The sequence below is a fragment of the Granulicella sp. L46 genome, assembly GCF_009765785.1.
Lineage (GTDB): Bacteria > Acidobacteriota > Terriglobia > Terriglobales > Acidobacteriaceae > Granulicella.
Genome location: NZ_LMUT01000003.1, coordinates 316181 through 338610, shown reverse-complemented (window position 1 = coordinate 338610; position 22430 = coordinate 316181). Strand labels below are relative to the sequence as shown.

The window sequence follows — 22430 nt, the reverse complement described above, 5'->3', positions numbered from 1 at the left end:
GGTGATTCTGAAGCGTCTCGTTAGACTAAGAGATATGAAGCCTATGTCCCCGTCGTCCTGGTTGCGCGCCTCATCACGTCTAATTATCTGAAAGGCGAATAATGCCAACTTCCACGCTGCTAGTGCCCAGCTCCGCCCGTCCCAGAGCCAAGACTGTTATCTGGATCTCCCTCGGTCTCACCGCGCTCTTCGTCTTCATTACCTCGGAAGTCCTCCTCATCACCGACTATCCGATGTATCACGCCTACCGTCTGCAGGTCATCGCCGACCGCGGTCTCCTCATCCCGCATACGTTCGCCGGAATCTTCGCTCTCTTGATCGGCCCCATCAATTTCTCCTCGCGGATCCGCGAGCGGCATCTGCAACTCCATCGCATCCTTGGCCGCATCTACTTCGTCTCGGTATGGGTCGGCGCCCCCACTGGGATTGCCCTCGCCTGGGGGCGTCCTGGCTTACCCGGAACCTCCATGCAGGCCGCCGCATGGATCGTTTGCACCACCGTCGCCGTGATCGCCGCGCGTAACCGCCAGATCACCGTGCACCGCCAATGGATGGCGCGCTCTTATGCAGTTACGTTTACCTTCGTCTCAAGCCGTGTATTCAATCTTGTGCCTGCCTACTGGAGCCACCTGGGCGACGTCTTATCCGCTGTCGGCGTGATTGCCTTCACGCTTGCCTCGATACTGATCGTGGACATCGGTCTCAACTGGCGGGAGCTTACGACTCGCCGTGGCTGATCGTCGGCTGCGAGGCCATGAGATGTTCAGGGCATCGTCATAAACGCGCGTACTCTCCATCCCGCCTTATAAGATGCTGAGCTGCAAAGTGTCCTACTTACCGAAGTTGGTCCCTTCCAGCTCCGAGCTGACCACGGGCCCGTAACCACCTAGCTGTCCAACGATCCTCACCACCGCTGGGTCCTCACCCTCCACCACCCACACCATCACATCTTTCGGCTGAAGGCCGATCAGCGGCGCAATCAGGCCCACGATGCCACCCAACTCCGGATGGATGCGAAACTCCGTCGCCTTAAGGGGCTGTCCTGTCGCGTGAAATGGCTGCTCACCCTCGGGCGAGATCAGCAGCCGAATCAATCGCCCGCCGCTCACCGGCACCAGCATCCCCACCCGAAACGACGTCGTATCGTGCGGCACATTCAGCAGCAGCGTTCCTACGAACCCATTCGCCAGGTCATCCGGCAGCTCCACGTGCTCGGTCTCGACGTGTAGTTTGCCGTTCTTGTCCATTGTGCGGGTGGTCGCTATCCCGATAGCGGCATCCACCGCGAAGTCAACGGGCTTCGCAAAGAACGGCCCTTTCTGTATGTGATGGTTGCGTACTAAGCGAAACGTACCCTGCTGCCTGTACGTCGTCGTCTCATCATCAATGGACCCATCCGAAAAGCGATAGATCATACGCATCGTCACTTCATCGCCCTGCACCAGCTGTGTAAACTCACCACGGGCGAGGATATTTCCAGCGTCGGAGCGCGCCACCATAAACCGATGCATCGGGCGTTGGACATGTTTCACTGAAATTTGTTCGGCAGACGCCGCGGTGCCCAACGTTATTGCCCAAAAAGCGGCTAAAAAGAAATTGCTTCGCCCCATCAAATACCTCGCTCTAACACCTTAGACGCCTTCCGATCCCCAGGGTGCATCCGGCATATTCTCACGCCGGCCTCTGGATCCAGCAAGCGGTGTTCCGCTCCAAATGACGATTTGTACACAATAACGAGCCGAAGTGGTTTCTGAACGTCTACTTGAAAGATGGAGTCCGCTACAGGTTGATTGAAAGTCCGTTGAATCAGGAGGGAATGCTTTGCAAGAGGAAGTGCTGATCCTAGGTGGTGGAGTGGCAGGCTGTGCGGCTTCGATCGCACTCGCCCGAAAAGGACGAAACGTCACGCTGATCGAACGCGAGTCGACGCCGCGCCATAAGGTCTGCGGAGAATTCCTAAGTGGTGAGGCCCTAGAAGACCTGCATGCACTTGGCATCCACGTGGCCTCTCTCGGCGCAGCGCCCATCAATTATGTTCGCCTTGCCGCAGCCAGACGCGCCGCAGAGGCTCCGTTGCCTTTTCCCGCGGCCTCGCTCACGCGCAAGGCGCTCGACACAGCACTTATTGCAGAGGCCGTCGCGGCTGGAGTCCGCGTGGAACGAGGTCGTAGTGTGCAGTCGCTCAGCCGTATGACAGCCAAAGTCTGGCAGGCTACGCTTGATGATGGCACTATCCGCGAAGCTCCAACCGTCTTTCTCGCCACGGGCAAGCACGATCTGCGCGGCCACACGCGCCCAAAAGACCCGGAACAGTGGGTCGCCTTCAAGATGTATTTTCGCTTGGTTCCGGCTCAGGCCGCTGAGTTGTCAGACGCCTCCGAGCTGATGCTCTATCCCGGAGGCTATGGTGGTATCCAACCAGTGGAAGGCGGCCTTGCAAACCTCTGCTGCGTGGTGAAACGGCAGCATCTGGCGCGTACGGGTCTTCGCTGGGAGAACTTCCTCGCGAAGATGCAGCAAGACTGTCCACACCTCGCGATGAGGCTTGCCGGCGCCGAGCCCTTGCTCGACAAACCGATCGCCATCACCCATATCCCATACGGCTACATCCGACGCACCACGGCGGATGGGCTCTACTGCATCGGCGATCAGGCAGCCGTTATCCCCTCGTTCACCGGCGATGGCATATCCATCGCGCTGCATACTGCACGTTGTGCAGTCGCTGCCTATCTGGCAGCCGAACCGGCACCTCTCTTCCAGGCGAAACTGCGCTCCGCAATGCTGCCCCAGATGCGTCTTGCCGAGGTCGCTGCCGACGGCTTGAACAACGCACTCGCGCGCGCTGTACTGCCGTTCTGCCTCAGGGTGTGGCCCGGCGTGATGCGCGTGACGGCTAGACTCACGCGTGTCACCCAGCCCGCCGCTGTTACCCCGCAGGCAGTCGCCAGCTGAATGCGAGCCACGCCAAAACAGCTATCGTTAGTCAAAGCCCTCTAGGGAGATGGAATGAAATCCTTTGCAGTCTTTGCCCTCGCGGTCATACTCGCTCCAGTCGCACTCGCCCAACATCAGGCCTTCACAGTCAACCCCGATGCCAGCGAGGTCAAAATGACGCTCAACACGACCCACGAGGTAGTCAACGGCACTTTTCACATTAAATTTGGATCGATTGAGTTTGACCGCGGTGCTACTAAGATGTCGGGTTCGGTGGTCGTACTGGCCGGCAGCGGAAAGACCGGTAACGACAGCCGCGATAAGAAGATGAATCGGGACATTCTGAAGGTGGAGCAGTTCGCCGCCGTTTCTTTCGCGCCTAAAACGTACAACGGAACGATTGCTGCTTCAGGCGACTCAACCATTCAGGTGAGCGGAGTGTTCACTCTGCTCGGCACGCCTCACGACCTGACGATTCCGATGCAGATTCATAGGGATGGAACAAAGGCAACGGCGAAGGCGCAATTCGTCATTCCCTATGTGCAGTGGGGTCTCAAGAACCCGAGCTTCCTGATCTGGAAGGCCGAGAATGACGTAACGATTGATCTCAATCTCGTCGGGCAAATTACGAACTAAATTCGTCGTTCGATTCGATCGGATGCGATTGATAATCCCTGTAAACCGAGCCATGGATACGAGGTTCAGCTCACATGACGCTTCCGGTATCCGAATGAAAACCAACTGCGAAGTAAAACTGAGCCAGCTGCGACAAACCGACCTTCGTCCAGCAGCCCTGATCCTTGGCCGCGCCATGCGCGACAATCCAGTGCACGTGCGGGCCTTCGCAATATCGGACGCGGAGCGGCGCCGTCGGGCGCTGGAATGGTTCTTCCGGCCGGTACTGCTCGGTCTTCATCAGAGGGGGTTGATTTACGGCGCTTATCGCGATAACGCGCTTGTAGGAATCTGCGGCATTGCACGACCCGGCTTTTGTCAGCCTGCTCCTCTTGAAAAACTTTCCGTGTTACCCGCGATCGTGCGCGGCAATCCACTCGGCGCGGCGCTTCGCGTTCTGAACTGGACCGCGGCATGGGCGCATCGCGATCCTGCTGGGCCTCACTGGCATCTGGGACCGGTGGCCATCGAACCGTCCGTCCAGCGACAGGGAATTGGAAGCGCCTTGCTGACCGCGTTCTGCGTGCATATGAATGCCTGTGGAGCAGTTGCGTATCTTGAGACCGACCGACAGGCAAACGTTCATTTCTATCAGAAATTTGGGTTCGTGGTGGTAGCGGAAGCCAACGTTCTGGGAGTACCCAACTGGTTTATGTCCCGTCCAGGTGGACATCCACGCAAAGGTTTGTATGCACAAGCGCCACTATCTCAATGACCGCCGGATTCTCAGAACTCGCCAATGTGCAAAGGGTGCTTACCGAGCCTCGGCTAACGGTATCAGGCTGAGTCAATCGATGAGCGCACAGGCGATGATGCGCAAGTCGAAATCGAAGCAAGGGGCAGAACTCTAATCCGGTCCAAGCATGACCGATTGGAGTTTCCCAGATGAAGACTTGCGGAGTTTACCGTGGGCGGCTTGAGTGCAATTAGGGATATCTTTTGCGGTCTCTATTCAGCTGACCATCTTTGCACGAAATCCGTAGGTGGGAGGGAGAGGGAACTGATGAATCCGCCGTCCCGTATTTCCATGCTCTTGAGCACGTTTATGATTGTTCCCGCCACCAATTGCTCGTGATTCACTGCTTGTCCGCTCTTGAGCCAGTTCTGAGGGCTGAAAATCTTTCCGGATGCCCCACTCTCCATTACCGCTTGCTGGAGTGCTTGATTGATGCATTGCTTTGCCTGGTTCAAAATTGGACCTGCAAATCTCAAGGAATCTAGCGTGGCTGATGGTAATGGCACGCTGTCCGATTTATCACTTGCATGGGCGAACAACTGTGAAACAGTAAACAACAAATGGAATCGTGCGGCACCCCTGACTGCCTTGACGGCTTCATTTATCGCGAGCGATTCCCAATTCTTATCGATTTCCACGAGCCATAATTTCAAAGCCAGCATCGACTGCGAGTCGAGTTGGGGACTGAAAAGCTTTTTGTAATATTCGTCGAATAGGCGCTTCTCATTTGACGCTGAGTTCGGGCGCTGACAAAGCCACGAGATGACCATCTTCGCGTAGTCAGGCGAGTCAATGCATCGGTTTGGGTCTTTATCGGGAGGTCTATCCTCTCCCCTTTTTGTGATGAAATAAGCGCGATCAACCTCAGATTCGTAACGCTGCTTAATCTGGCGCATGGCCTTGTCATTGCTGCGCAGATCTCTCGGCTTAACGGCACTCTGCGAATTGGTGCTTACGCTGATGGAGTCTCCAAGCTCAATTTCAGGAATCTCATAGAAGCGAAATAGCAGGGCCCCCTGAGCTCCTTGCTTTTGCGCAATCTTCCCGGACGTTGCATAGATCGTTGATAGTGACTGACAGCCGTTCACCACGGCGAGGCCCTTTAATGAGAGCACATCATTGGAAATTTCAAAGCTTCTGCAAAGCGCGGTAATCCCATTATGGAAAAAGAAAAGGTATGGGGACTTTTGGGGATTTGTTAGCGTTTCGCGAATTCCTTTGTTCACCTTGTTGCCGAGTCCAAGACTCTGACGAACGTTACGCCGGAAAAGCTTCTGATCCACTATCCCTGGAAGCTTTAGGCATCGTTCGACCGGAAGCATAGCAACCACAACCCTCACACCAGCTTCGGAAGACTCGATGTACCGATTCTTATCGAGTTGAATGCTCGTGTTCAGTTCCGGAAGGTCTTTTTGTTCCGCTTCCGAAAGTCGAGTCTCGATTAGGTCTGAGTCCACAACTGTGAACCCAGCGTTCAATTCCGTACTCTCCGACATGAGCTTCTTGAATGCATCGACGTCCGTTAGTGCAGCCGGTGTGAGGGAGCTCGTAGTAAGTAATTCAAATTGCACCTCGTAGTCATCTTCAAGAGCAAGACGCATCGCTTCGAGTCGCTCTGCCAGCTTCCCGGAGCACTCGACTTGCAGTGATGGAAGATCACGCAGTCGTTCCCATGCTGAGAGAATTTCGCGAACTGGCGCGGCATCGATAGACGGTAACTTCGAGAATTTTCCTTGAATTATCCGCACACGTCGATCATCCCCGTCTTCCACAACAATTGCATCAATCTGCTTATCGAGTTGCCCGTCTGTAATAGACGCTTTGGTTGCATGCACATCAAGAAGGAGCACCCGACGTAGATACCAAGCCACAAACTGCTGGCCCTCGTTTGAGAAGTTGTCTTTATAGAAGGGATCGGCTCCGATTTCCTTCTTAATCTGTTCGTACATTTATCCTCATATTTCGATGAAATGCCCTGCGGCCTCATCTCACAAATGCGCTGTGTGCCTAAGATTGAATTTCCCGAGTTGCGAATTCGGCACCGCGACTATACGACAGTGAAAACAGTATCAACGGTAAAGCTACTTGTTGCCAACAGTCAGTATGGAGTGACCGGCGCCGATGCGCCGACCGTGGGTTAAGCTGTGAGCGTCCGAAGGGCGCACAGTTCAGAGCCACAAGCGGAAGGGAGCCGGTCATGAAGGAGAAGTTACGATTTTTAGGTTTGGATGTCCATGCTGAGACGATCGCGGTAGCGGTCGCGGAACCGGATGGTGAAGTGCGGAGCCTGGGAACGATTCCGAATCGCGCTGAGTCTATCCGTAAGTTGATCAAGAAGCTTGGTCCGGCAGCCAGGTTGAGAGCCTGTTATGAAGCCGGACCGACGGGCTACGTCGTGTACTGGCAGCTGGCGGAGCTGGGCGTCGAGTGCGAAGTTGTGGCACCCACGCTGGTACCGGTCAAGGCTGGCGATCGAGTCAAGACGGATCGACGGGATGCAGAGAAGCTGGCACGCTGCTATCGATCCGGGGATCTTACGGCGGTATGGGTTCCCGATGAGGGTTCCGAGGCCTTGCGCGATCTGGTGCGTGCCCGCGAAGCAGCCAAGCAGGATCAGACGCGAGCGCGTCATCGCTTGAGCAAGTTCCTTCTGCGCTCCGGTCAGCGTCCACCGATCGGAGTCAGGCCGTGGACACGACCCTATCTGATCTGGGTCGCGCAGCTTCGTTTCACTCAGATAGCTCAGGAGTCCACACGCCAGGATTATCTGCACGAGGTCGAGCACATGCGGGAGCGGGTCGCACGCCTGGAACAAGCCATCATGGAAGCGGTGAAGCTGGCATCGCCCGCACTGCAACAAGTCATCAACGATCTACAAGCACTGCGCGGTATCGCGGATATCTCGGCTGTGACCATTGCGAGCGAGTTGGGCCAGGTATCCCGCTTCGACAGTGCTCGGCAACTGATGGGTTACTGCGGCGTTGTACCAAGCGAGGATTCCAGTGGTAAGCGAACCAGGCGCGGAGGCATCACGAAGACCGGCAACGCGCACCTGCGACGCATCGTTGTCGAAGCCGCATGGAGCTATCGTCGTCCGCCAGGTATCTGGTACGGTCTGCGAAGACGACAGGAGAGCATCTCGGAAGAAGCCAAGGAGATTGCATGGAAGGCGCAACACCGGTTGCATAAGCGATATATGAAGCTGGGCGCGGCCGGCAAGGATCAGAGGAAGATTGTCACAGCAGTAGCTCGAGAGCTGCTGGGCTTTATCTGGTCTATTGGAACCAGAGCAGAGACTGTCTCCAGGCAGCAAGTTGCAGCCTGACAACGGCCAAAACAAGACTTCCTAAAAAGGAAAAAGATAAGAACGGCATCGATGAACGCTGACATCCATCTCGAACACAGGGCCGGCAGCAGCCAGGGCAAGCACGAAGGAGAACCCTCGCTCGGCCTATGCGACAGGCTCAACCTGACTCGCGATAACAGTCAGAGGCAGCTCCCGACGGATCATGATTATGCGGTTTCGACCCGCGAATATCAGACTGATCAATCGTCGCTCAAAACTGCTCCGACTGCTGCTCGCTCTGTCTTCGGGAAAAGACAAAAGCAGCGACAACGACAAAAACAACCCCACAGATTTGGCGGTGTTGACCCGGTCACTCCATATCAGGCCGAGTCCCTCAGTCACCCCAAGACATATTTATGAGCTGCTGTTCGCCCAAATCGTCGGATGTAGCAACGGTCTGCCTCTCTTTATCCGCGCCGTGTCAAGCTTGAGTGTCCCGCGGAATATCCGTCGCGAAAAAATAAAACAAATCGATTAGGTTTTCATTGAGTTCGAAGAAGTCATCGGCAAATCCCCATGGTCTGGCTTGAGCGCCATACCGATTCTCTGGATGAATAAAACGGATGCGGTTAGCATAATCATCTTCGAAGAACTTCTCCCAGACACCCTCGAATCCGTATGCGTCGTAGACATATTGTGCTGCCTCTGCGGAGGAGGGATTCTTGTTTCCAGCTTCACGAAGCCGATTGAAAACTATGCTCTGCGCCGCGTCGAGTGCGATCCATAAAGACAGGAGGGCTGACTCGAAAAACTCCGGATGTTGACTCGCCATATTTGCCTTTAAGAGGCACGCCACTCCCCTTAAGTAGATGGGGTGAGCGGTAAGCATGTAGGCAAGGACTGTAGCTCTATCAGAGCTAAGGTCGTCGCTTGGGATCAGGCTGTAGGGAATTTGGCCTCCGAGAACCGGCGGTCGATGCAAAATGTCTGTGGGCCAGTGAGACCCATGCTTCTTGCTCTTGATTATGGAGACAAGCCATCGTCCTGCTTCGTCGATGATGTCGCCGGTTAGTACAGTGGAAAGAGGCAACCCTAAGCGCACAGATTGGTGCGCTGGATAAGGAAAGAATCTGGGTTCATCCTTTTTGACGCAAAGCAGGACTGAACCGAGAAGCGGGATTTCGTACGGTGCTAGGCTGTCGATTTCCGAAAAGCTGTCGTCGCTAACGATTCGAGTGACGGTGAAGCAAAGCTCTGCGGAAATGACCATTGCTCTATCCGCTTCCAAAATCGTCTGATCCATGTAGCTGCCAAGCGGTGAAAGCAGCCGGACAAGAAATCCTGGTTTTCGTCCTCTGTAATCGGGAATCACCATGCTCTCCTGGCAAGTTAAAATAGGGCTATCTGGCATCAGGACATTTCACCTATGTCCGCCTACCTTCGGCCAATCCTATTAGACCTCACCTTGAAGTTGGCTTTCCGGCGCCTTCTCTTTTCAGTTGTTGAGAACAGGCCAATGCACGTTTCCAGGACCCATCTGCTTGGGTCGGATTGACAATCAAACATCGATCCTCTACCGCCGCGATCGGCGATGGCCGCCAGCGCCCAGGGTAACTAACAGGGCAGTTGCAGGCAAGCCCCACCGGCGTGGCTCAGTCTTATGAGAATTGCATTGACGCGCATGTGCGGCGGCGGCATCATCTCTCTATCAAGGAAACTCACCCATGCAACCTAATGCCGGTCCGCTGCTTCTTTTCTGTATTCTGCTTATCGTTCCCGCTTCCAGCAAAACAGCGACTCCGGTCTCCAGTCAGCATGGTGAGCTGCCGGGGATTATGCTGCCGATACGGCTCACGATGGCTGGCGCGAACGAGATGGCCATCGCGCGTCAGCAGCAGAGTGGATACTATCGTCCGAACAACGTCCCGCCCGCCCCCCATGGCGCACCCTGCGGCCACACGGATAGCGGTGTCTGTCCCGTGGACGTCCCGATCCCGCCCGACGCCACGGGCGAGCAGCTATACCAGCTCGGCAAACAGCAGGACCAGCACCATCTCGCCGAGGCCGTGGCGTATCTGACCGCATCCGCCAACCTGAGCTACGGCGCGGCCGAAGGCGCGCTCGGCACAGCTTACGTCATGGGCGGCAACGGCGTGAGACATGATCCGGCGAAGGGAGTGCAGCTCCTGGAACTGGCTGCTGCCCAGGGCCAGCGCGGAGCCGCGGTCTATCTCGGCATGGAGTATGAAGACGGCGACAACGGCGTTCCGCACAACCAGGCGAAGGCTATTTTCTACCTCAAACAGGCCGCTGCGGAACACCATTCCGTCGCGGAGCATCGCCTGGGGCTCGACTATGAAATTGGCAACGGCGTCCCGCACGACCGCGCGCTGGCCATCCAATACCTGCGCCGCGCCTCAGCCGATAACCCATCCACCACCATCGCCGCCAAGACGGCCAACATGCTGGCCACCACGCATCACGCTCAATTTCACAGCGTTGAAGAGATTGACGACATCGTGGATCCGCCGCCGCCACCGCCGCGGCCGGGCGCGTGCCCCTCCTTCCAAACCTACCTCGCAGGACCGAGAGCGCAGGCACAGACGTATATGTTCTGCCAGGCGCATCCTGGATGCCCCTATGGGTCTGGGGGGTTGAGGTGCGCGCGCTAGAGCGGTGTGCGAACGGCAGCAGTGAACAAGCGGCTTGACGACTTGATGCCCGCGATCGAAAACCGTTTTCCCGTGGCGTCTATGCCAGACCTCAGTTGTGTTGCCAACAGGGTAATGCACTCGTTCAGAAGTACAGCTGCTGGAAACGCGCATTGGTGATTCAGCGCGAAGCCAAATTTCTTCTCGGCGACATCGGCACTTATCGATACCAACGTCGGTCTAATAGCGTCTCGTTCGATGTTTTGCAGAGCGACGGCAAAGAATTGGCGGCGCAGCTTGAAAATGCTACAGACATGAAATATTATTGATCTTGCCGGAAATAGAGTAGCGGGATGGTATCTCCCGCGGTCATCCCTCAGATGATCTCTTCACAGCCACGGCGCAACCTGACCAACAGTCGGGAATGCGCATGACGTGGCTGTTTTCGCGTTCACGGTGCATCCCGACGAGAAGGATGTGCGCGTGGCCATCTCGAAACAGAATATTCTCCTGAGCGCCCTGCTCTGGACTAGTACGGGTCCGTCCCTCATTGAGGCAGGCGTAACGATTGCATCGCTCGCAAGCATATGTGTGAACCGCGTTCTGAGATGTGCGCGGGACTTGGCGGTCGTTGCACGACGAGTGAAAAGCATCGGGCGCCGATCTGTCGCAACCATTACGTTTCTAGTGGTGATAGCTCGGCCAGGTTTGGCCAGAGCATCGGATACGACGAACACCTCGAATCAGGGTAACCCTGATGATCATGTGCCGTTCTTTCTCTTAATTGATAACCGGGCTAGCTTCGCTTATCAATCGACCGCAACACAACCAGGCGTCACCAGCAAAACGGCCAAACAGATTTTCGAGTTCTATCATTTCGATATCTGGCGCTACGGCACGAACCTTGTCGTCGTTGATCTGCTGAAGTCAGATCACGCGGACCCGGCAGCGCCCTGCCTCTCGCCGAACGGTCCAACGACAGGCTGTGCTGGTGCCACCGAATTCTATGGCTTCATCCGAAGCACTTTGGGATTCAACGAAATCCTTGGCACCAATGCATTCGCCAAGGGGCCATTGCACGACGTGTCTCTCGTAATCGGCGGCGATGTACAACGGGAAAACCGCTATTCGAGCGCTTACAAGCATGATGTTGTTGCTGGACTGCAACTCGCATTCGACTTGCCCTACAAAGGCTTCCTAAATGTCAGTCCTCTGTACTACAAGGAAGCAAATCACAATGCTTACGCGCAATGCGATATCGGTGGCATTCCGGGTGTGACTTGTCTCACTGATGGCGATATCGCGTACAGAGGCACCTGGGCAGTTGAGATTTCGTACTATATGGACCTCAATTTTCTGCCAGCGAAAATGCAATATTTTGGCGTCCGCGGCCGCGCCAATTTCTATGGCCCGAAAGGTGGAGAGAATTCACCTCTGCCTAGCACCCCGACGAAAACTGAGATCGATAGCGAGCCCGTCCGTCTGATTTTCGATTCCGGTAAGGCGTTCTGGGGCTCGAAGCACACACATAGGCTCGATGTGTGGGTCGCGTATCGATATTGGGAAAATAAGTATGGCTTCGACCACAATGCCAGCCAGGTCTGCATGGGCCTGGGCGCGGGCTCTTGCGTGGAGAAGTCGTTTTATCCAGGCGTCACCGTTAAGTTCTAGATCGACCCAAGGACCAGCAACGAGGCCCTTGGATCAATCTGGGAGCCTCCACTGGTTACAACCGCGTTTGTGCGGACCATGCACCTTCTAACCGTTACACCTCAGGTGAATCATGCTTAGCAACAATAAATGGCTCGTGTTGGTCGTCGTTTCGACCGCTCTCTTTCTCATCAGCATTGACATGACTGTGCTGTATACCGCTTTGCCGCGGCTCACCCACGATCTTGCCGCCAGCAGCAGCCAAAAACTTTGGATCGTCGACACATTTCCACTTGTCATGGCGGGCCTCCTCCCAACTATGGGTATGCTTGGCGACCGGATTGGGCATCGCCGAGTCTTTCTTTGGGGTCTGATTGCTTTTGCCGCTGCTTCTCTGATCGCGGCTTATGCCCCTACAGCGAACGTCCTGATCGCGGCACGGGCCTTTCTTGCTGTGGGTGCATCCATGATGATGCCCGCGACGCTTTCGCTTCTGCGGCTGACATTTACTACCGACAAAGAACGCGGCCAAGCGATCGGTATCTGGGCTGCTGTCTTTTCAGGCGGAGTTGCGATCGGCCCGTTGATCGGTGGAGCTTTACTCAGCCATTTCTGGTGGGGTTCGGTCTTCCTGATTAACGTGCCCGTGGTCGTAATGGCATTTATCTTCACTCGATTCGTAGTGCCCGCTGGAAAGGGGAACCCAGGGCGGCAGCTCGACCTCCTGAACTCACTACTCGCCATGATCGCAATGGTTAGCCTGGTCTATGCGCTGATGGAGGTCGCAAGACCCGGAGCAGGGCTGCTGGCGGCCACTTTCGCGGGTGTCATCGGCATGACGGTTATGCTCATTTTCGTGAGGCGGCAGAACCGTTCCCCAAGCCCGATGATTGACTTCTCGCTATTCGGCAACGGACGCTTCACAGCCGGCGTATTGACCGCGATGACCGCAACCCTGGCTGGTGCGGGCGTACAACTTGCGCTCACGCAGCGGTTACAGCTTGTAATCGGGTATTCGCCGTTTCATGCGGCTCTGTTCATGCTGCCAATCTCGATCTCGGCATTTGTCGCAGGGTCCCTCAATGGGTTCGTGCTCCACAAGGTCGGCGTCGGTCGGGCACTCTGGACAAGCCTCATCGTGTCTGCGACCGGCCTCATCGGCTACGCTGTTTTCCGTAACAGCAGCGCTTTCGAGCAAGTCGCAAGCTTCGTCATCTTGGGATTTGGCGTGGGTGTAGGTTCAGCGATGGCCTCGACCGCCATCATGATCAACGCGCCAGAAGATAAAGCCGGCATGGCCGGCGCCATCGAAAGCGTCGCCTACGAACTCGGCGGTGTGCTTGGCGTTACCATCCTCGGTAGCATTCTGTCTTTTACTTATACGAAGGCTCTTGTACTGCCGCAGGGAATTCCCGCCCCAGCGCTCGCCAGGGACAGCCTCGATCAAGCCCTGCTGCTCGCCGGACACTTGTCTGGTGACGCCACAGCGAAATTGATCACTCAGGCTAAAACGGCGTTCGACATCGCCTTCGTAACCGTCTTGGTCGCTGGCACCGCGATCATGCTGCTGATGGCCGCAGTGATCGCCCGAATCATCAGCCGGGCGAAAACACCTAAGCCTTCCCGAGTGAACGTCGTTCCCGTGGTTCACGGTCAATGAAAGTCATGCGAACGCAATTCCATCGGGCTATCGACCAGCGCCATGAGCCGAGTAGCCTTCACATGAATCACGCCATCCTGATCTTGCAGAACGCTCTCCGCCAATAGGGACTTGCTTCGCACGATGGTCAGCCGCTCCCGTTCGTAGAGATCGGGCGTTACGATGACGTTCGCAATGCCCAAGCGTTGGTATTCATATCGTGATGGAGCGATTTCGCCGCCAATCCAAGGAGAACATACCCGCTCCCATCAGCAAAATCGCGATCAGCCCGAACAGCATGGAGAAATCCGCGCGCGCCTCATGGAGAGTCGCCCAAAATCCTTGCTTGAGTAGCATCGGAAACTTGGTTGTGGCAATTGCCACTGCAATGACGATCAGCAGGAACACAGAAGCCAGTGAGATAAACAAACCGAGAATGAGGAGGGTCCCGCAGGCGATCTCCACCACTCCGACAAAGGGAGCGAAGTATTGAGGCCAGGGAATGCCGAGTTTCGCGAAACGACCCGTCCCCAAAGCGGCCGGAAAGAGGAACTTTTGGATGCCTTCGGAGAGAAAGACCCAACCTACAAGAATGCGAATGAGCAGGATGCCCCAGGAGAGGCGGCGTGAAGAATCTTGCAGAACCATCGGCATTGTGATCCTCCATGCGGACTTGTAGAAAACTACGTTCTTTCAAAAGAGGTCAACGATGGGCGGAAACGTCAGCAATAGGCTCAGGCCGAGCAGCCCGAGAGCAATGGCAGCGATACGCCCTATGCCGACCGTCTTGTTCCGCCAGCGCCATTCAAAAATAACCCACGAGACAAGCCAAATCAGGATGGCACTTGTGGTGACGCCGGAGAGCGGCCCGGTTGGTTTATAGAAAATGAGACTGTTCCTGATGGCTGCCAACTTGTCGCCGGCGCAGGCAAGCACCGCCAGAGCGAAAGAGCCAATACCCGCCGCAAGAATGGCGGCGGCGCCGGAACCGTTTGTCAGGGCCGGAGCGTTGGGTGAGGCGGCGCTGTTTGGCATGTTCATTTTTCTTCTCCCTGGCTCAGTTGAATCGTGTGACCGCCCTGAACCGGCGCATACTTGTTAATCATTGCGCCGCAGAAGCCCGCGATCCCCGCCGCAACAAACGATGCCACGGCAAAGGACAGCACCGCAGCGCGAAGCTGTCGATGGTTCTTGAGGTCGCGGCCATACCGGATGAAGACGAATGCGACCATCGTGATAGAGATGGGAGCGAACCAGGCGACATGCTCCTTCCACTCCATTCCAAGGGAGTGCCAGCCGATGGTCGTGGAACTCGACATTAGCAGACGTTGCGGAAACATCGCGAGGGCGGTCGTCCCCGGCGGCGGTGCTGCCCGATACCACGGATAGACGACATATGCTCCCGTCAGCACAGCGGCCCACGCGAGGACAACCATTGCCAGAAGGTAAACCTTGAAGAAGCGCTCCTGGCCGGGAGTGGCCTCGGACGGTGGGGACGAGGTGGTGAAACGATGCAACTCTACGAGCGCACCGGAACACGCCAGAAGATAGAGCGCACCGAATCCCATGCCATGCATTAGAGTCCAAAGACCGCGTACTGTAATTTCCATTTACCGTATCCTCCGCAGTGATGCGCCCCGGACGCTGCCGCGTCCCCAAGTCATTGAATTCCGTGTCCGTGCATCGGCCCCTGTATCCAGCCGTTTGCCGCCGTTTCCTTCTTGTCGCCGTCTTTTCCCTTGTCGTCTTTGTCGCCCCATGTCCAGTACATGCCGACGTAGGCGTAGTTCTCCGTCTGGCCGGCCACCGAGTGGCCGTAGCTAAACAAAAATTGTTCACCTTCATAATGTTTCAGGTGATAAACGCCACCCACATCGATCAACGTCGAAGCTTCGGTCTGCGGCGTGGCGAAGCCCTCGCGCCCATGCGCAAACACCTCGCTTCCTAGCTCAAACCGCTCCCCGAAGGTGTATTTCACGAGGAATCCGCCATACGGATAGTTACGGTATTGGGTTTGCGGGACGAGAGTTTCACCAGCACCCCCATCCAGGAGCCAGTGTCCAATATTCTTCTGGAACCACAGGGGAAGTTTGTACCAGACCTTTCCCACGCCAAGTCCCCTGTCGTAGCTCCCGGTCGGCAGTTCAAACATGGTGAAGGTCCCGATCTGCGGGATGTACTTGGACTCTTTGATTATGGCGATCTTCGCGCCCAGTTCAACGTCGATCACACCGAACGCACTCGGCCCTGTCCCGCCGGGCGAATAAATCGGGTTGTTCGCCGGAGCGATCACGCCCAAGGGCAAGATGGTGTGCAACTGCACCCTAGGAATGGCGCCCCAATTGAACTCGACAGCCGGGCCGGTGGCGTCTGTCTCCACCGGTGTCCCGTCCGTACTACCGAAGATGTAGAACTCGTAGTGGTGCAGGTCCACCGGCACCGGATCGTCGGTTTGATACGGAGGGCCTTGTGCCCACAGGCGTGAGCCGCTCAGAATGACGAGCAAGAACAGTATCAGCTTTGAGTCATGACGGCGATTCATCGACTCTTCTGTCTCCTACTACGACCGGAGTTGTGCTGCGCTATCGAAGTTCGATATTACACTATCGTTGTTCGATTCGGGTTAAGCAGAGGTATATTTGATCTGTGTCCAGTCATCAGCGAGAACTCTTTTTCGGCCTCATACGGATTCATGTACTCGTACATGCCTCCCATGAGCCCATCTTTGGGCTCGCGATGATGGAGGAGTTGGCGCATCACGGGTATCGCATTGGACCGGGCACTCTTTACCCCCTGCTGCATGGCCTCGAACGCACCGGCCTGTTGAAGTCAGTCCTTAAGAATGTTGGAGGGCACAGCCGGCGAGTCTACAAGATCACCTCTGCTGGCAGGAAGGCTTTAGACAAGGCCAAAGCGAAGGTTGACGAGTTGCACCACGAACTTCATGAAGAGCATCCCCGGAAGATATCACCTCTCAGCGACGCCTCCGCGAAAAGCTGAGCCTGAAGTTCTCCTATGGGGCGTCCTCAATCGGATGCACCTCGAAGGAGGCGGCAGATTGGCCAAAGTAACGCCGCCGCATCCAAAACGCCACGTTCACGAGGCCAATCAGAGCAGGGACTTCGATCAACGGTCCTACGACCCCGACGAACGCTTCGCCCGAGTTCAAACCGAAGACTGCGACGGCCACTGCAATCGCCAGCTCGAAGTTGTTGCCCGCAGCCGTAAAGGAGAGCGTCGCGGACTGAGCATAGTCCGCCCCCAGCTTTTTGCCCATCCAAAAGCTCACCAGGAACATGATGAGGAAGTAGATGACAAGCGGTACGGCGATTTTCACGACATCCAGCGGTAGCCGCACGATCAGGTCGCCCTTGAGCGAAAACATCACAAGGATAGTAAAGAGCAGCGCGATGAGCGTGAGCGGACTGATGCGAGGAATGAATCGTGTCCGATACCATTCCTCGCCCTTGAGGCGGATCAAAATGTATCGGGTAACGAATCCGGCCACAAACGGAACGCCAAGATAGATACCAACGCTCTTCGCGATCTGACTGATGCCGATCTGGACAACGCTACCTTCAAGGCCAAACCATTTTGGCAGGACCGTCAGGAAAGCCCAGGCGTACACGCTGTAAAAAAGGACTTGGAAGACACTGTTGATAGCAACAAGGCCAGCGACGTAATCCGTATCGCCCTCTGCCAGTTCATTCCAGACCAGCACCATCGCAATGCAACGCGCGATGCCGATAAGGATCAAGCCGCGCATATATGCAGGTTCGCCGCGTAAGAAGACAATCGCAAGGAGGAACATCAGCACTGGGCCGATGATCCAATTCTGAGCCAATGACAGGCCCAGTATGCGCTTGTTGCGGAAGACCTCGCCGAGCTTTTCGTAGCGCACCTTCGCCAGCGGCGGGAACATCATAATGATGAGTCCAATAGCGATGGGGATGTTTGTGGTGCCTGTCTGAAAGCGATTGACGAACCCAGCGGACGATGGAACAAAGTGCCCAATCGCCACACCGATTGCCATCGCGAGAAAGATCCACAGAGTCAGGAAGCGATCGAGAAACGATAGCTTCTTTCGAGTGGCAGGAGAGCACACATTACCTTGAGTCGCGGAGATCGACATTAGCACGCCTCGCATGATGGTTTACCAACCGTTATCGGTGGCGGCGCGCCTTCAAGAAGGCCATACTTTGCCGGTGAGCAGCACACCTTCGTAAGCCGCGCCTTGTCGGCCTGCATCGCTTTTTCGTCCCGCAGCCAGTCGAGTGTCTGCTGCAGAACTTGCGTCGCTCCGATGTTTGGAGGCATGACGATCCGGTAGTGCATCCACTTACCCTCTCGTCGGGCAGAGACGATGCCGGCATTGCGGAGATATGCCAGATGCCGAGAAATCTTCGGTTGGGGACCACCTAGAATTTCAACGAAGTAGCAGACGCATATTTCCTGGTCGCCCATGAGGTTGAGAAGCCTGAGCCGTGTATTGTCGCCAAGCGCCTGAAAGAAGCGCTCCATGTTGAACGGTGGTGTTTTCCTTGCCATCCCTCACTTATACGCATTGACGAATGTATTGGCAATAGATATAGTCGCCAAAGCAAATATGTTTCAGGAGGTAAGGCACATGGCAGAGCAGGTATTGGACTCAGTGAGATCAAAGTATGGGTCAGTGGCGGAAAGCAGTCTCTCCAACGACCATGCGGGCGTTCAGGCGGTTGCGGAAGCCTTCGGCTATTCCGCCGAGGAATTGACTTCAATCCCGGCTGGCGCCAACATGGGGCTTTCTTGCGGCAATCCCACCGCGACCGCTCACATTAGGGCAGGGGAAGTTGTCGTCGATTTGGGTTCAGGCGGGGGACTCGACGTATTTCTGGCGTCGAAGATGGTCGGCCATTCGGGGCGCGCCATTGGTATCGACATGACGCCAGCCATGATTGAGAGGGCGCGGACGAACGCCGAGGTTGGCGGGTATACGAATGTGGAGTTTTACCAATCCACCATTGACCAGATTCCGTTGCCGGACTCTTCGGTCGATTGTGTCATCTCGAACTGCGTGCTCAACCTTGCTCCCGACAAACCCTCCGTCTTCCGCGAGATCGCCCGCGTCCTCAAGCCCGGTGGTCGAGTGGCCGTAAGTGACATCGCTCTCAAACATGAGCTCCCCGAAGCCGTCGCAAAGAGCATGGCAGCCTATGTGGGCTGCATCGCAGGAGCCATCTTGATTGACGACTACCGCTCAGGACTAAGTGCTGCGGGCCTCGAACACATTCAGATCGTCGATAGTGGGGCGGACTTGAACGCATATGCCAAGGTGGAGAACCAGGCCGGTTGCTGCTCACCCAGCATGGAGATCGGAAGCCCGTTCCAGTTGATGGATGAGCCTTGCTGCACCCAGGCAACCAACCTAACGCCATCGCTTCACGAAGAGCTTGCGACACTGCTTTCGCAGTACGACATCAACGCTGCAGCCGCCAGCGTGAAGGTGTACGCGATCAAGCCGACAACGATTGCCTAAGCGATTTCCAAAGAAGACAGGACAGGTCAATGCCACACTACAACGTCATGTTCCTCTGTACCGGCAACTCAGCCCGTTCCATCATGGCGGAAGCAATAATGAATCGAAAGGGCCGTGAGCACTTTACGGCTTACAGCGCGGGAAGTCACCCGACCGGGCAAGTCCGACCCGAAGCTTTAAAACAGATCGAGAAGGCAGGATTGAGTACAGCAAACGCCCGTAGCAAGTCTTGGGACGAATTCTCCAAACCCGACTCGCCGCCACTACACTTCGTTTTTACGGTCTGCGACAACGCAGCACGTGAAGTCTGTCCCCTTTGGCCGGGGCAGCCCATGACGGCGCATTGGGGCATCCCCGATCCCGCTGCGACGTTGGGAACACCGGAAGAGATCGAGCGTGCCTTTAGCCAGTCTTTCGCATCTTTGGATCGACGCATCAGTCTCTTCCTCAGCCTGCCAATAGGAACACTCGACCAATTCGTTCTCCAGAGCGAACTCGACAAAATCGGAAAGAAATAAAGGTCAAGGTAACCCCGATGAAGACAGTAATCTTTGCTTGCGTTCATAACGCCGGTCGCTCACAGATGGCCGCAGCTTTCTTTAACCTGCTTGCCGATAGGTCAAAGGCCGAGGCCGTCTCGGCGGGCACGGAACCAGGCTCGCGGGTGCATCCGGAGGTTCTCGCCGTTATGCAGGAGGTTGGCATAGACCTCAGGAATGCCAAACCGCAGAAGTTGACCGAGGAACTTGCTAAGGGAGCAGCACTGCTTATCACGATGGGCTGCGGTGACAAGTGCCCTTACGTTCCAGGGCTTCGGCGTGACGACTGGCCGTTACGCGACCCGAAGGGGCTACCGATGGACGAAGTAAGACTCATCCGCGACGACATAAAGGAAAGGGTGCGACAACTGCTGGAAAGCGATAGTCTCAATTCCTGAGTCAACGTCTGTTCTGCACGGAGGGCAGATTGTGAAGTTGCTTTAGCCGATGGACATGAGAGGTACAAACGCAACAGTCAGCAAATCGAAGAGGACTAAAGATTGAGCTAATTTTTGAGGAGTGCAACGTCATCGTATTCATCAGTGCGAGCAGTGTTCCTATTTGATCGGTACAGCCGAAAATTCGGTCCTGAGCACCTCAAGCGAAAAACTCTATGGGTATCTCATACACAGAACGGGTTGCGCGGGTCGTCGAGCTTCTGCGAGGAAAGTGGACGGTCCAAATCCTTTGTGCAATGCGCGAACACCCAGTGCGCCTCAGTAAGCTAAAGGGAGCGATTCCACCTACATCCAAGAAGGCCCTCACGGCGAGTCTACGTTCCCTTGAGGCTGCTGGAGCTGTTTTGCGGAGAGACCTAAGCAGTTCCGTGTTGCATGTCGAATACGAACTTGCAGACACAATGCAAGAGCCACTCGTTGCTCTCCTAGATCATCTCGCGGAGTGGGACAAGCTCAATGAACAAGATCGCTTAGGCTGCGATGGGTCTTCACAAGTCGGCATTGCGGTACAAAACGTGTCTGGAGCGTTGGTTTCGGAAGAGCGTCCTTCTGAGGCCTTATGAGTCCGATTCATCAGACCGAAGTGGTTTCATACGACGCCCTTCTAGCCGCACCCCGGATCGCTTCAGTTCGTCCGCAATTACCTTTTCATCAGGAAGCACCATCTGATATTCAGCAGCCAGAACTTTGTTGGGTAGATTGTCCAGCGCATAGTGAGCCTCCGCTGCGCCCTTTTCCGCGCACAGAATCAGACCAACCGGAGGGTTCTCTCCCTCTTTCATCCAGTGCTCGCGTGCATAGTTCAGGTAGAGGTGCATCTGTCCGGCATCTGCGTAGCTGAACCTGCCCACTTTGAGATCGATGACGACCAAGCAACGAAGTCGGCGATGGAAGAAGATCAGATCGACCCGGAACCAGGTGTCGTCAATGCGGAGCCTCTTCTGCCTGCCCAGAAACGCGAAGTCGTCTCCAAGTTCCAGCAGGAAATCGGTGAGGTGTTGGATGAGCGCCGCTTCAAGGTCAGTCTCAGAATACTCATCTTTGAGGCCAAGGAATTCGAGCACGAACGGATCTTTGATGGCTTCCTCTGGCGTGATGGTATCGTCGGATTCCGCGATCTCTGCCTTCTCAAGCATCGCGGCCTTGTTCCGAGAGAGGGCAATGCGTTCGTAAAATTGACTACCTATCTGACGGTCGAGTTGGCGAACGGACCATCCAGAACGGAGGGATTCCGCCTCATAAAAGGCCCGAGCGTCTGAGTTCTTCACAGAGAGCAAACGCACATATGCTGACCACGGCAGAGGGAACTTGGACGCAATCTCGGGCAAGGCGGGCGATTTTTCAGACGGTGTCTGAAAAATCTTCTGTGTCGGCCACTCCAAATAGAACCGCCTCATCTGGCTGAGGTTTACAGCACCAAACCCCCTCCCGAATTGGCGGGACAAATCCTCGGCCAGTTGTTTGATAAGCGCTTCTCCGTACTCCGCTCGCTCTTGGCCTTGCTGTTCAAACTCCACGATGCGATGACCGATCTCCCAATAGGTGGCAGTCATCTGCGCATTCACGCTTCGCGCCGAAGCGGCACGGGCAGCTTGTAGCAGCCCTACAATGTCGTTACGGATTTTGCCGTACAGTAGGTGATCCATGTCCTGCCTCAAGGTTACTTGCATCCGTTTCCGGAGGACGAAATAATGGGGAGCTGGCCCGCCACGACCCAGCTCACGGCCCACAGATTTGGTGTCAAAGGGCGCCGATTAGGCCGGTTTTTCCGGTTATGCCGTCTTCAACCACTTATCCGTCAATAACTTACGCTTTTGACAGTTCCAAGGCGTGGAAGCGGTGATTAAATCATGAGTCGCGACACCTAGCAGCGCACTCATGGAATCGGGCCTTCCTTCCCGTAACGTCCTTCCAAGAGGTCTTGCGTGCTGACGCACGCAGGTCTCTTGGTCGGGCTCCGGACGACCCGCTCTGCGAGGTGATGAGCAACAATCAACTCCTCAATGGTGGTGTACAAGTGGTGTACAAATAGGGCCAGAAACGCCCAGCAATACCCGGAAATCTCCTCCAACGAGCCTTACTACACAATAACTTACACAGGGCGGGGCCGTTTCGTAATCAGCAGGTCAACGGTTCAAGTCCGTTCGTCGGCTCCATAGAATTTGCGAATTTATTCATTCGACGTGATCGTTAGAGCGAATGTGCGAGAGTGTGACCGTGAATGGGTCGCACTTTTCTTTTTTTGTGGCGGAGTGGGTGGAGCGGTGATTGTTGAGCGGCGAGGATTGCCTGTCGCTGAAGTTTGCGGGTAAGCTTACGCAGCAGAGGGTTCGGAAAGATGAGG

At 55.7% G+C, this 22430-nt stretch carries 25 protein-coding genes; 14 read left to right on the top strand and 11 right to left on the bottom strand.

What is annotated here, in order from left to right; genetic code table 11:
• Nucleotides 1-101 precede the first annotated feature (101 nt).
• Complete coding sequence (locus GSQ80_RS02380; RefSeq protein ID WP_158785902.1) at nucleotides 102-737, top strand: DUF2306 domain-containing protein; 636 nt, start codon at nucleotides 102-104, stop codon at nucleotides 735-737.
• 93 nt (nucleotides 738-830) lie between these two features.
• Here the strand turns inward: GSQ80_RS02380 and GSQ80_RS02375 are convergent, their stop codons facing one another.
• The gene (locus GSQ80_RS02375; protein WP_158785901.1) at nucleotides 831-1532 is read right to left on the bottom strand and encodes a hypothetical protein; all 702 of its coding nucleotides are present in this window, start codon (nucleotides 1530-1532) and stop codon (nucleotides 831-833) included.
• A 289-nt stretch (nucleotides 1533-1821) separates the two neighbouring features.
• On the opposite strand from GSQ80_RS02375, the gene GSQ80_RS02370 reads away from it, so the two are divergent.
• The 3 genes from GSQ80_RS02370 (at nucleotide 1822) to GSQ80_RS02360 (ending at nucleotide 4324) form a co-directional block, all read left to right on the top strand.
• A complete protein-coding gene (locus GSQ80_RS02370) occupies nucleotides 1822-2952 on the top strand; it encodes an NAD(P)/FAD-dependent oxidoreductase (RefSeq protein WP_158785900.1) in 1131 nt (376 codons plus the stop codon).
• 54 nt (nucleotides 2953-3006) lie between these two features.
• Complete coding sequence (locus GSQ80_RS02365) at nucleotides 3007-3570, top strand: YceI family protein (RefSeq protein ID WP_158785899.1); 564 nt, start codon at nucleotides 3007-3009, stop codon at nucleotides 3568-3570.
• A gap of 94 nt (nucleotides 3571-3664) precedes the next feature.
• Nucleotides 3665-4324: an N-acetyltransferase gene (locus GSQ80_RS02360; protein ID WP_158785898.1), complete on the top strand. Its 660-nt coding sequence runs from the start codon at nucleotides 3665-3667 to the stop codon at nucleotides 4322-4324.
• A gap of 233 nt (nucleotides 4325-4557) precedes the next feature.
• Here the strand turns inward: GSQ80_RS02360 and GSQ80_RS02355 are convergent, their stop codons facing one another.
• Nucleotides 4558-6294, bottom strand: coding sequence for an AIPR family protein (locus GSQ80_RS02355; RefSeq protein WP_158785897.1), 1737 nt, complete (start codon nucleotides 6292-6294; stop codon nucleotides 4558-4560).
• 248 nt (nucleotides 6295-6542) lie between these two features.
• Here GSQ80_RS02355 and GSQ80_RS02350 point away from each other — a divergent pair, with 248 nt between their 5' ends.
• Entirely contained in the window at nucleotides 6543-7670 is a 1128-nt protein-coding gene (locus GSQ80_RS02350; protein ID WP_158785896.1) for an IS110 family transposase, read from the top strand.
• A gap of 442 nt (nucleotides 7671-8112) precedes the next feature.
• Here the strand turns inward: GSQ80_RS02350 and GSQ80_RS02345 are convergent, their stop codons facing one another.
• Nucleotides 8113-9006, bottom strand: a complete 894-nt coding sequence (locus tag GSQ80_RS02345; RefSeq protein WP_158785895.1) for a hypothetical protein — start codon at nucleotides 9004-9006, stop codon at nucleotides 8113-8115.
• 349 nt (nucleotides 9007-9355) lie between these two features.
• Here GSQ80_RS02345 and GSQ80_RS02340 point away from each other — a divergent pair, with 349 nt between their 5' ends.
• The 4 genes from GSQ80_RS02340 (at nucleotide 9356) to GSQ80_RS02325 (ending at nucleotide 13592) form a co-directional block, all read left to right on the top strand.
• A complete protein-coding gene (locus GSQ80_RS02340; RefSeq protein WP_158785894.1) occupies nucleotides 9356-10303 on the top strand; it encodes a tetratricopeptide repeat protein in 948 nt (315 codons plus the stop codon).
• Nucleotides 10304-10458: 155 nt separating this feature from the next.
• The gene (locus GSQ80_RS02335) at nucleotides 10459-10611 is read left to right on the top strand and encodes a hypothetical protein (protein WP_216850095.1); all 153 of its coding nucleotides are present in this window, start codon (nucleotides 10459-10461) and stop codon (nucleotides 10609-10611) included.
• Between the two features lie 106 nt (nucleotides 10612-10717).
• The gene (locus GSQ80_RS02330; protein ID WP_216850092.1) at nucleotides 10718-11953 is read left to right on the top strand and encodes a hypothetical protein; all 1236 of its coding nucleotides are present in this window, start codon (nucleotides 10718-10720) and stop codon (nucleotides 11951-11953) included.
• Nucleotides 11954-12065: 112 nt separating this feature from the next.
• Entirely contained in the window at nucleotides 12066-13592 is a 1527-nt protein-coding gene (locus tag GSQ80_RS02325) for an MFS transporter (RefSeq protein ID WP_158785892.1), read from the top strand.
• Here GSQ80_RS02325 and GSQ80_RS02320 read toward each other — a convergent pair.
• Genes GSQ80_RS02320 through GSQ80_RS02300 form a run of 5 tightly spaced genes read right to left on the bottom strand, consistent with a single transcriptional unit; the run spans nucleotide 13586 to nucleotide 16113 of the window.
• Nucleotides 13586-13774: a hypothetical protein gene (locus GSQ80_RS02320; protein ID WP_254059394.1), complete on the bottom strand. Its 189-nt coding sequence runs from the start codon at nucleotides 13772-13774 to the stop codon at nucleotides 13586-13588. The genes GSQ80_RS02325 and GSQ80_RS02320 overlap by 7 nt on opposite strands.
• A gap of 10 nt (nucleotides 13775-13784) precedes the next feature.
• Nucleotides 13785-14225: a DoxX family protein gene (locus GSQ80_RS02315; protein WP_216850090.1), complete on the bottom strand. Its 441-nt coding sequence runs from the start codon at nucleotides 14223-14225 to the stop codon at nucleotides 13785-13787.
• Between the two features lie 39 nt (nucleotides 14226-14264).
• A complete protein-coding gene (locus tag GSQ80_RS02310) occupies nucleotides 14265-14612 on the bottom strand; it encodes a hypothetical protein (RefSeq protein WP_158785891.1) in 348 nt (115 codons plus the stop codon).
• Complete coding sequence (locus GSQ80_RS02305) at nucleotides 14609-15181, bottom strand: hypothetical protein (RefSeq protein ID WP_158785890.1); 573 nt, start codon at nucleotides 15179-15181, stop codon at nucleotides 14609-14611. The genes GSQ80_RS02310 and GSQ80_RS02305 overlap by 4 nt, the downstream gene beginning before the upstream one ends.
• A 50-nt stretch (nucleotides 15182-15231) precedes the next feature.
• Nucleotides 15232-16113, bottom strand: a complete 882-nt coding sequence (locus GSQ80_RS02300) for a hypothetical protein (RefSeq protein ID WP_158785889.1) — start codon at nucleotides 16111-16113, stop codon at nucleotides 15232-15234.
• 104 nt (nucleotides 16114-16217) lie between these two features.
• Between GSQ80_RS02300 and GSQ80_RS02295 the strand changes: the two genes are divergently transcribed.
• The gene (locus GSQ80_RS02295; RefSeq protein WP_158785888.1) at nucleotides 16218-16571 is read left to right on the top strand and encodes a PadR family transcriptional regulator; all 354 of its coding nucleotides are present in this window, start codon (nucleotides 16218-16220) and stop codon (nucleotides 16569-16571) included.
• A gap of 13 nt (nucleotides 16572-16584) precedes the next feature.
• On the opposite strand, the gene arsB is transcribed toward GSQ80_RS02295, so the two are convergent.
• Nucleotides 16585-17703, bottom strand: a complete 1119-nt coding sequence (gene arsB / locus GSQ80_RS02290; protein ID WP_158785887.1) for an ACR3 family arsenite efflux transporter — start codon at nucleotides 17701-17703, stop codon at nucleotides 16585-16587.
• The gene (locus GSQ80_RS02285; protein ID WP_158785886.1) at nucleotides 17703-18119 is read right to left on the bottom strand and encodes a helix-turn-helix transcriptional regulator; all 417 of its coding nucleotides are present in this window, start codon (nucleotides 18117-18119) and stop codon (nucleotides 17703-17705) included. Before GSQ80_RS02285 ends, arsB begins: the two co-directional genes overlap by 1 nt.
• 79 nt (nucleotides 18120-18198) lie before the next feature.
• On the opposite strand from GSQ80_RS02285, the gene arsM reads away from it, so the two are divergent.
• From arsM to GSQ80_RS23810, 4 genes are all read left to right on the top strand, one after another.
• A complete protein-coding gene (gene arsM, locus GSQ80_RS02280; protein WP_158785885.1) occupies nucleotides 18199-19089 on the top strand; it encodes an arsenite methyltransferase in 891 nt (296 codons plus the stop codon).
• Nucleotides 19090-19118: 29 nt separating this feature from the next.
• Complete coding sequence (locus GSQ80_RS02275; RefSeq protein WP_158785884.1) at nucleotides 19119-19607, top strand: arsenate reductase ArsC; 489 nt, start codon at nucleotides 19119-19121, stop codon at nucleotides 19605-19607.
• A gap of 17 nt (nucleotides 19608-19624) precedes the next feature.
• Nucleotides 19625-20026 carry an arsenate reductase ArsC gene (locus GSQ80_RS02270; RefSeq protein WP_158785883.1) on the top strand — a complete coding sequence of 134 codons (402 nt, stop codon included), beginning with the start codon at nucleotides 19625-19627 and terminating at the stop codon, nucleotides 20024-20026.
• A 215-nt stretch (nucleotides 20027-20241) separates the two neighbouring features.
• Nucleotides 20242-20649 (top strand): helix-turn-helix domain-containing protein, encoded by a 408-nt coding sequence (locus GSQ80_RS23810; protein ID WP_216850088.1) that lies wholly within the window; start codon nucleotides 20242-20244, stop codon nucleotides 20647-20649.
• Here GSQ80_RS23810 and GSQ80_RS02260 read toward each other — a convergent pair.
• Nucleotides 20644-21732 (bottom strand): YhcG family protein, encoded by a 1089-nt coding sequence (locus GSQ80_RS02260; RefSeq protein WP_158785881.1) that lies wholly within the window; start codon nucleotides 21730-21732, stop codon nucleotides 20644-20646. The two genes, GSQ80_RS23810 and GSQ80_RS02260, sit on opposite strands and share 6 nt — an antisense overlap.
• Between the last annotated feature and the right edge of the window lie 698 nt (nucleotides 21733-22430).

Coding starts and splice junctions, on each gene's coding strand:
- GSQ80_RS02380 (WP_158785902.1), top strand. CDS start 102: ATGCCAACTTCCACGCTGCTAGTGCCCAGCTCCGCCCGTCCCAGAGCC.
- GSQ80_RS02365 (WP_158785899.1), top strand. CDS start 3,007: ATGAAATCCTTTGCAGTCTTTGCCCTCGCGGTCATACTCGCTCCAGTC.
- GSQ80_RS02360 (WP_158785898.1), top strand. CDS start 3,665: ATGAAAACCAACTGCGAAGTAAAACTGAGCCAGCTGCGACAAACCGAC.
- GSQ80_RS02355 (WP_158785897.1), bottom strand. CDS start 6,294: ATGTACGAACAGATTAAGAAGGAAATCGGAGCCGATCCCTTCTATAAA.
- GSQ80_RS02350 (WP_158785896.1), top strand. CDS start 6,543: ATGAAGGAGAAGTTACGATTTTTAGGTTTGGATGTCCATGCTGAGACG.
- GSQ80_RS02345 (WP_158785895.1), bottom strand. CDS start 9,006: ATGGTGATTCCCGATTACAGAGGACGAAAACCAGGATTTCTTGTCCGG.
- GSQ80_RS02340 (WP_158785894.1), top strand. CDS start 9,356: ATGCAACCTAATGCCGGTCCGCTGCTTCTTTTCTGTATTCTGCTTATC.
- GSQ80_RS02325 (WP_158785892.1), top strand. CDS start 12,066: ATGCTTAGCAACAATAAATGGCTCGTGTTGGTCGTCGTTTCGACCGCT.
- GSQ80_RS02315 (WP_216850090.1), bottom strand. CDS start 14,225: ATGCCGATGGTTCTGCAAGATTCTTCACGCCGCCTCTCCTGGGGCATC.
- GSQ80_RS02310 (WP_158785891.1), bottom strand. CDS start 14,612: ATGAACATGCCAAACAGCGCCGCCTCACCCAACGCTCCGGCCCTGACA.
- GSQ80_RS02305 (WP_158785890.1), bottom strand. CDS start 15,181: ATGGAAATTACAGTACGCGGTCTTTGGACTCTAATGCATGGCATGGGA.
- GSQ80_RS02300 (WP_158785889.1), bottom strand. CDS start 16,113: ATGAATCGCCGTCATGACTCAAAGCTGATACTGTTCTTGCTCGTCATT.
- arsB (WP_158785887.1), bottom strand. CDS start 17,703: ATGTCGATCTCCGCGACTCAAGGTAATGTGTGCTCTCCTGCCACTCGA.
- GSQ80_RS02285 (WP_158785886.1), bottom strand. CDS start 18,119: ATGGCAAGGAAAACACCACCGTTCAACATGGAGCGCTTCTTTCAGGCG.
- arsM (WP_158785885.1), top strand. CDS start 18,199: ATGGCAGAGCAGGTATTGGACTCAGTGAGATCAAAGTATGGGTCAGTG.
- GSQ80_RS02275 (WP_158785884.1), top strand. CDS start 19,119: ATGCCACACTACAACGTCATGTTCCTCTGTACCGGCAACTCAGCCCGT.
- GSQ80_RS02270 (WP_158785883.1), top strand. CDS start 19,625: ATGAAGACAGTAATCTTTGCTTGCGTTCATAACGCCGGTCGCTCACAG.
- GSQ80_RS23810 (WP_216850088.1), top strand. CDS start 20,242: ATGGGTATCTCATACACAGAACGGGTTGCGCGGGTCGTCGAGCTTCTG.
- GSQ80_RS02260 (WP_158785881.1), bottom strand. CDS start 21,732: ATGGATCACCTACTGTACGGCAAAATCCGTAACGACATTGTAGGGCTG.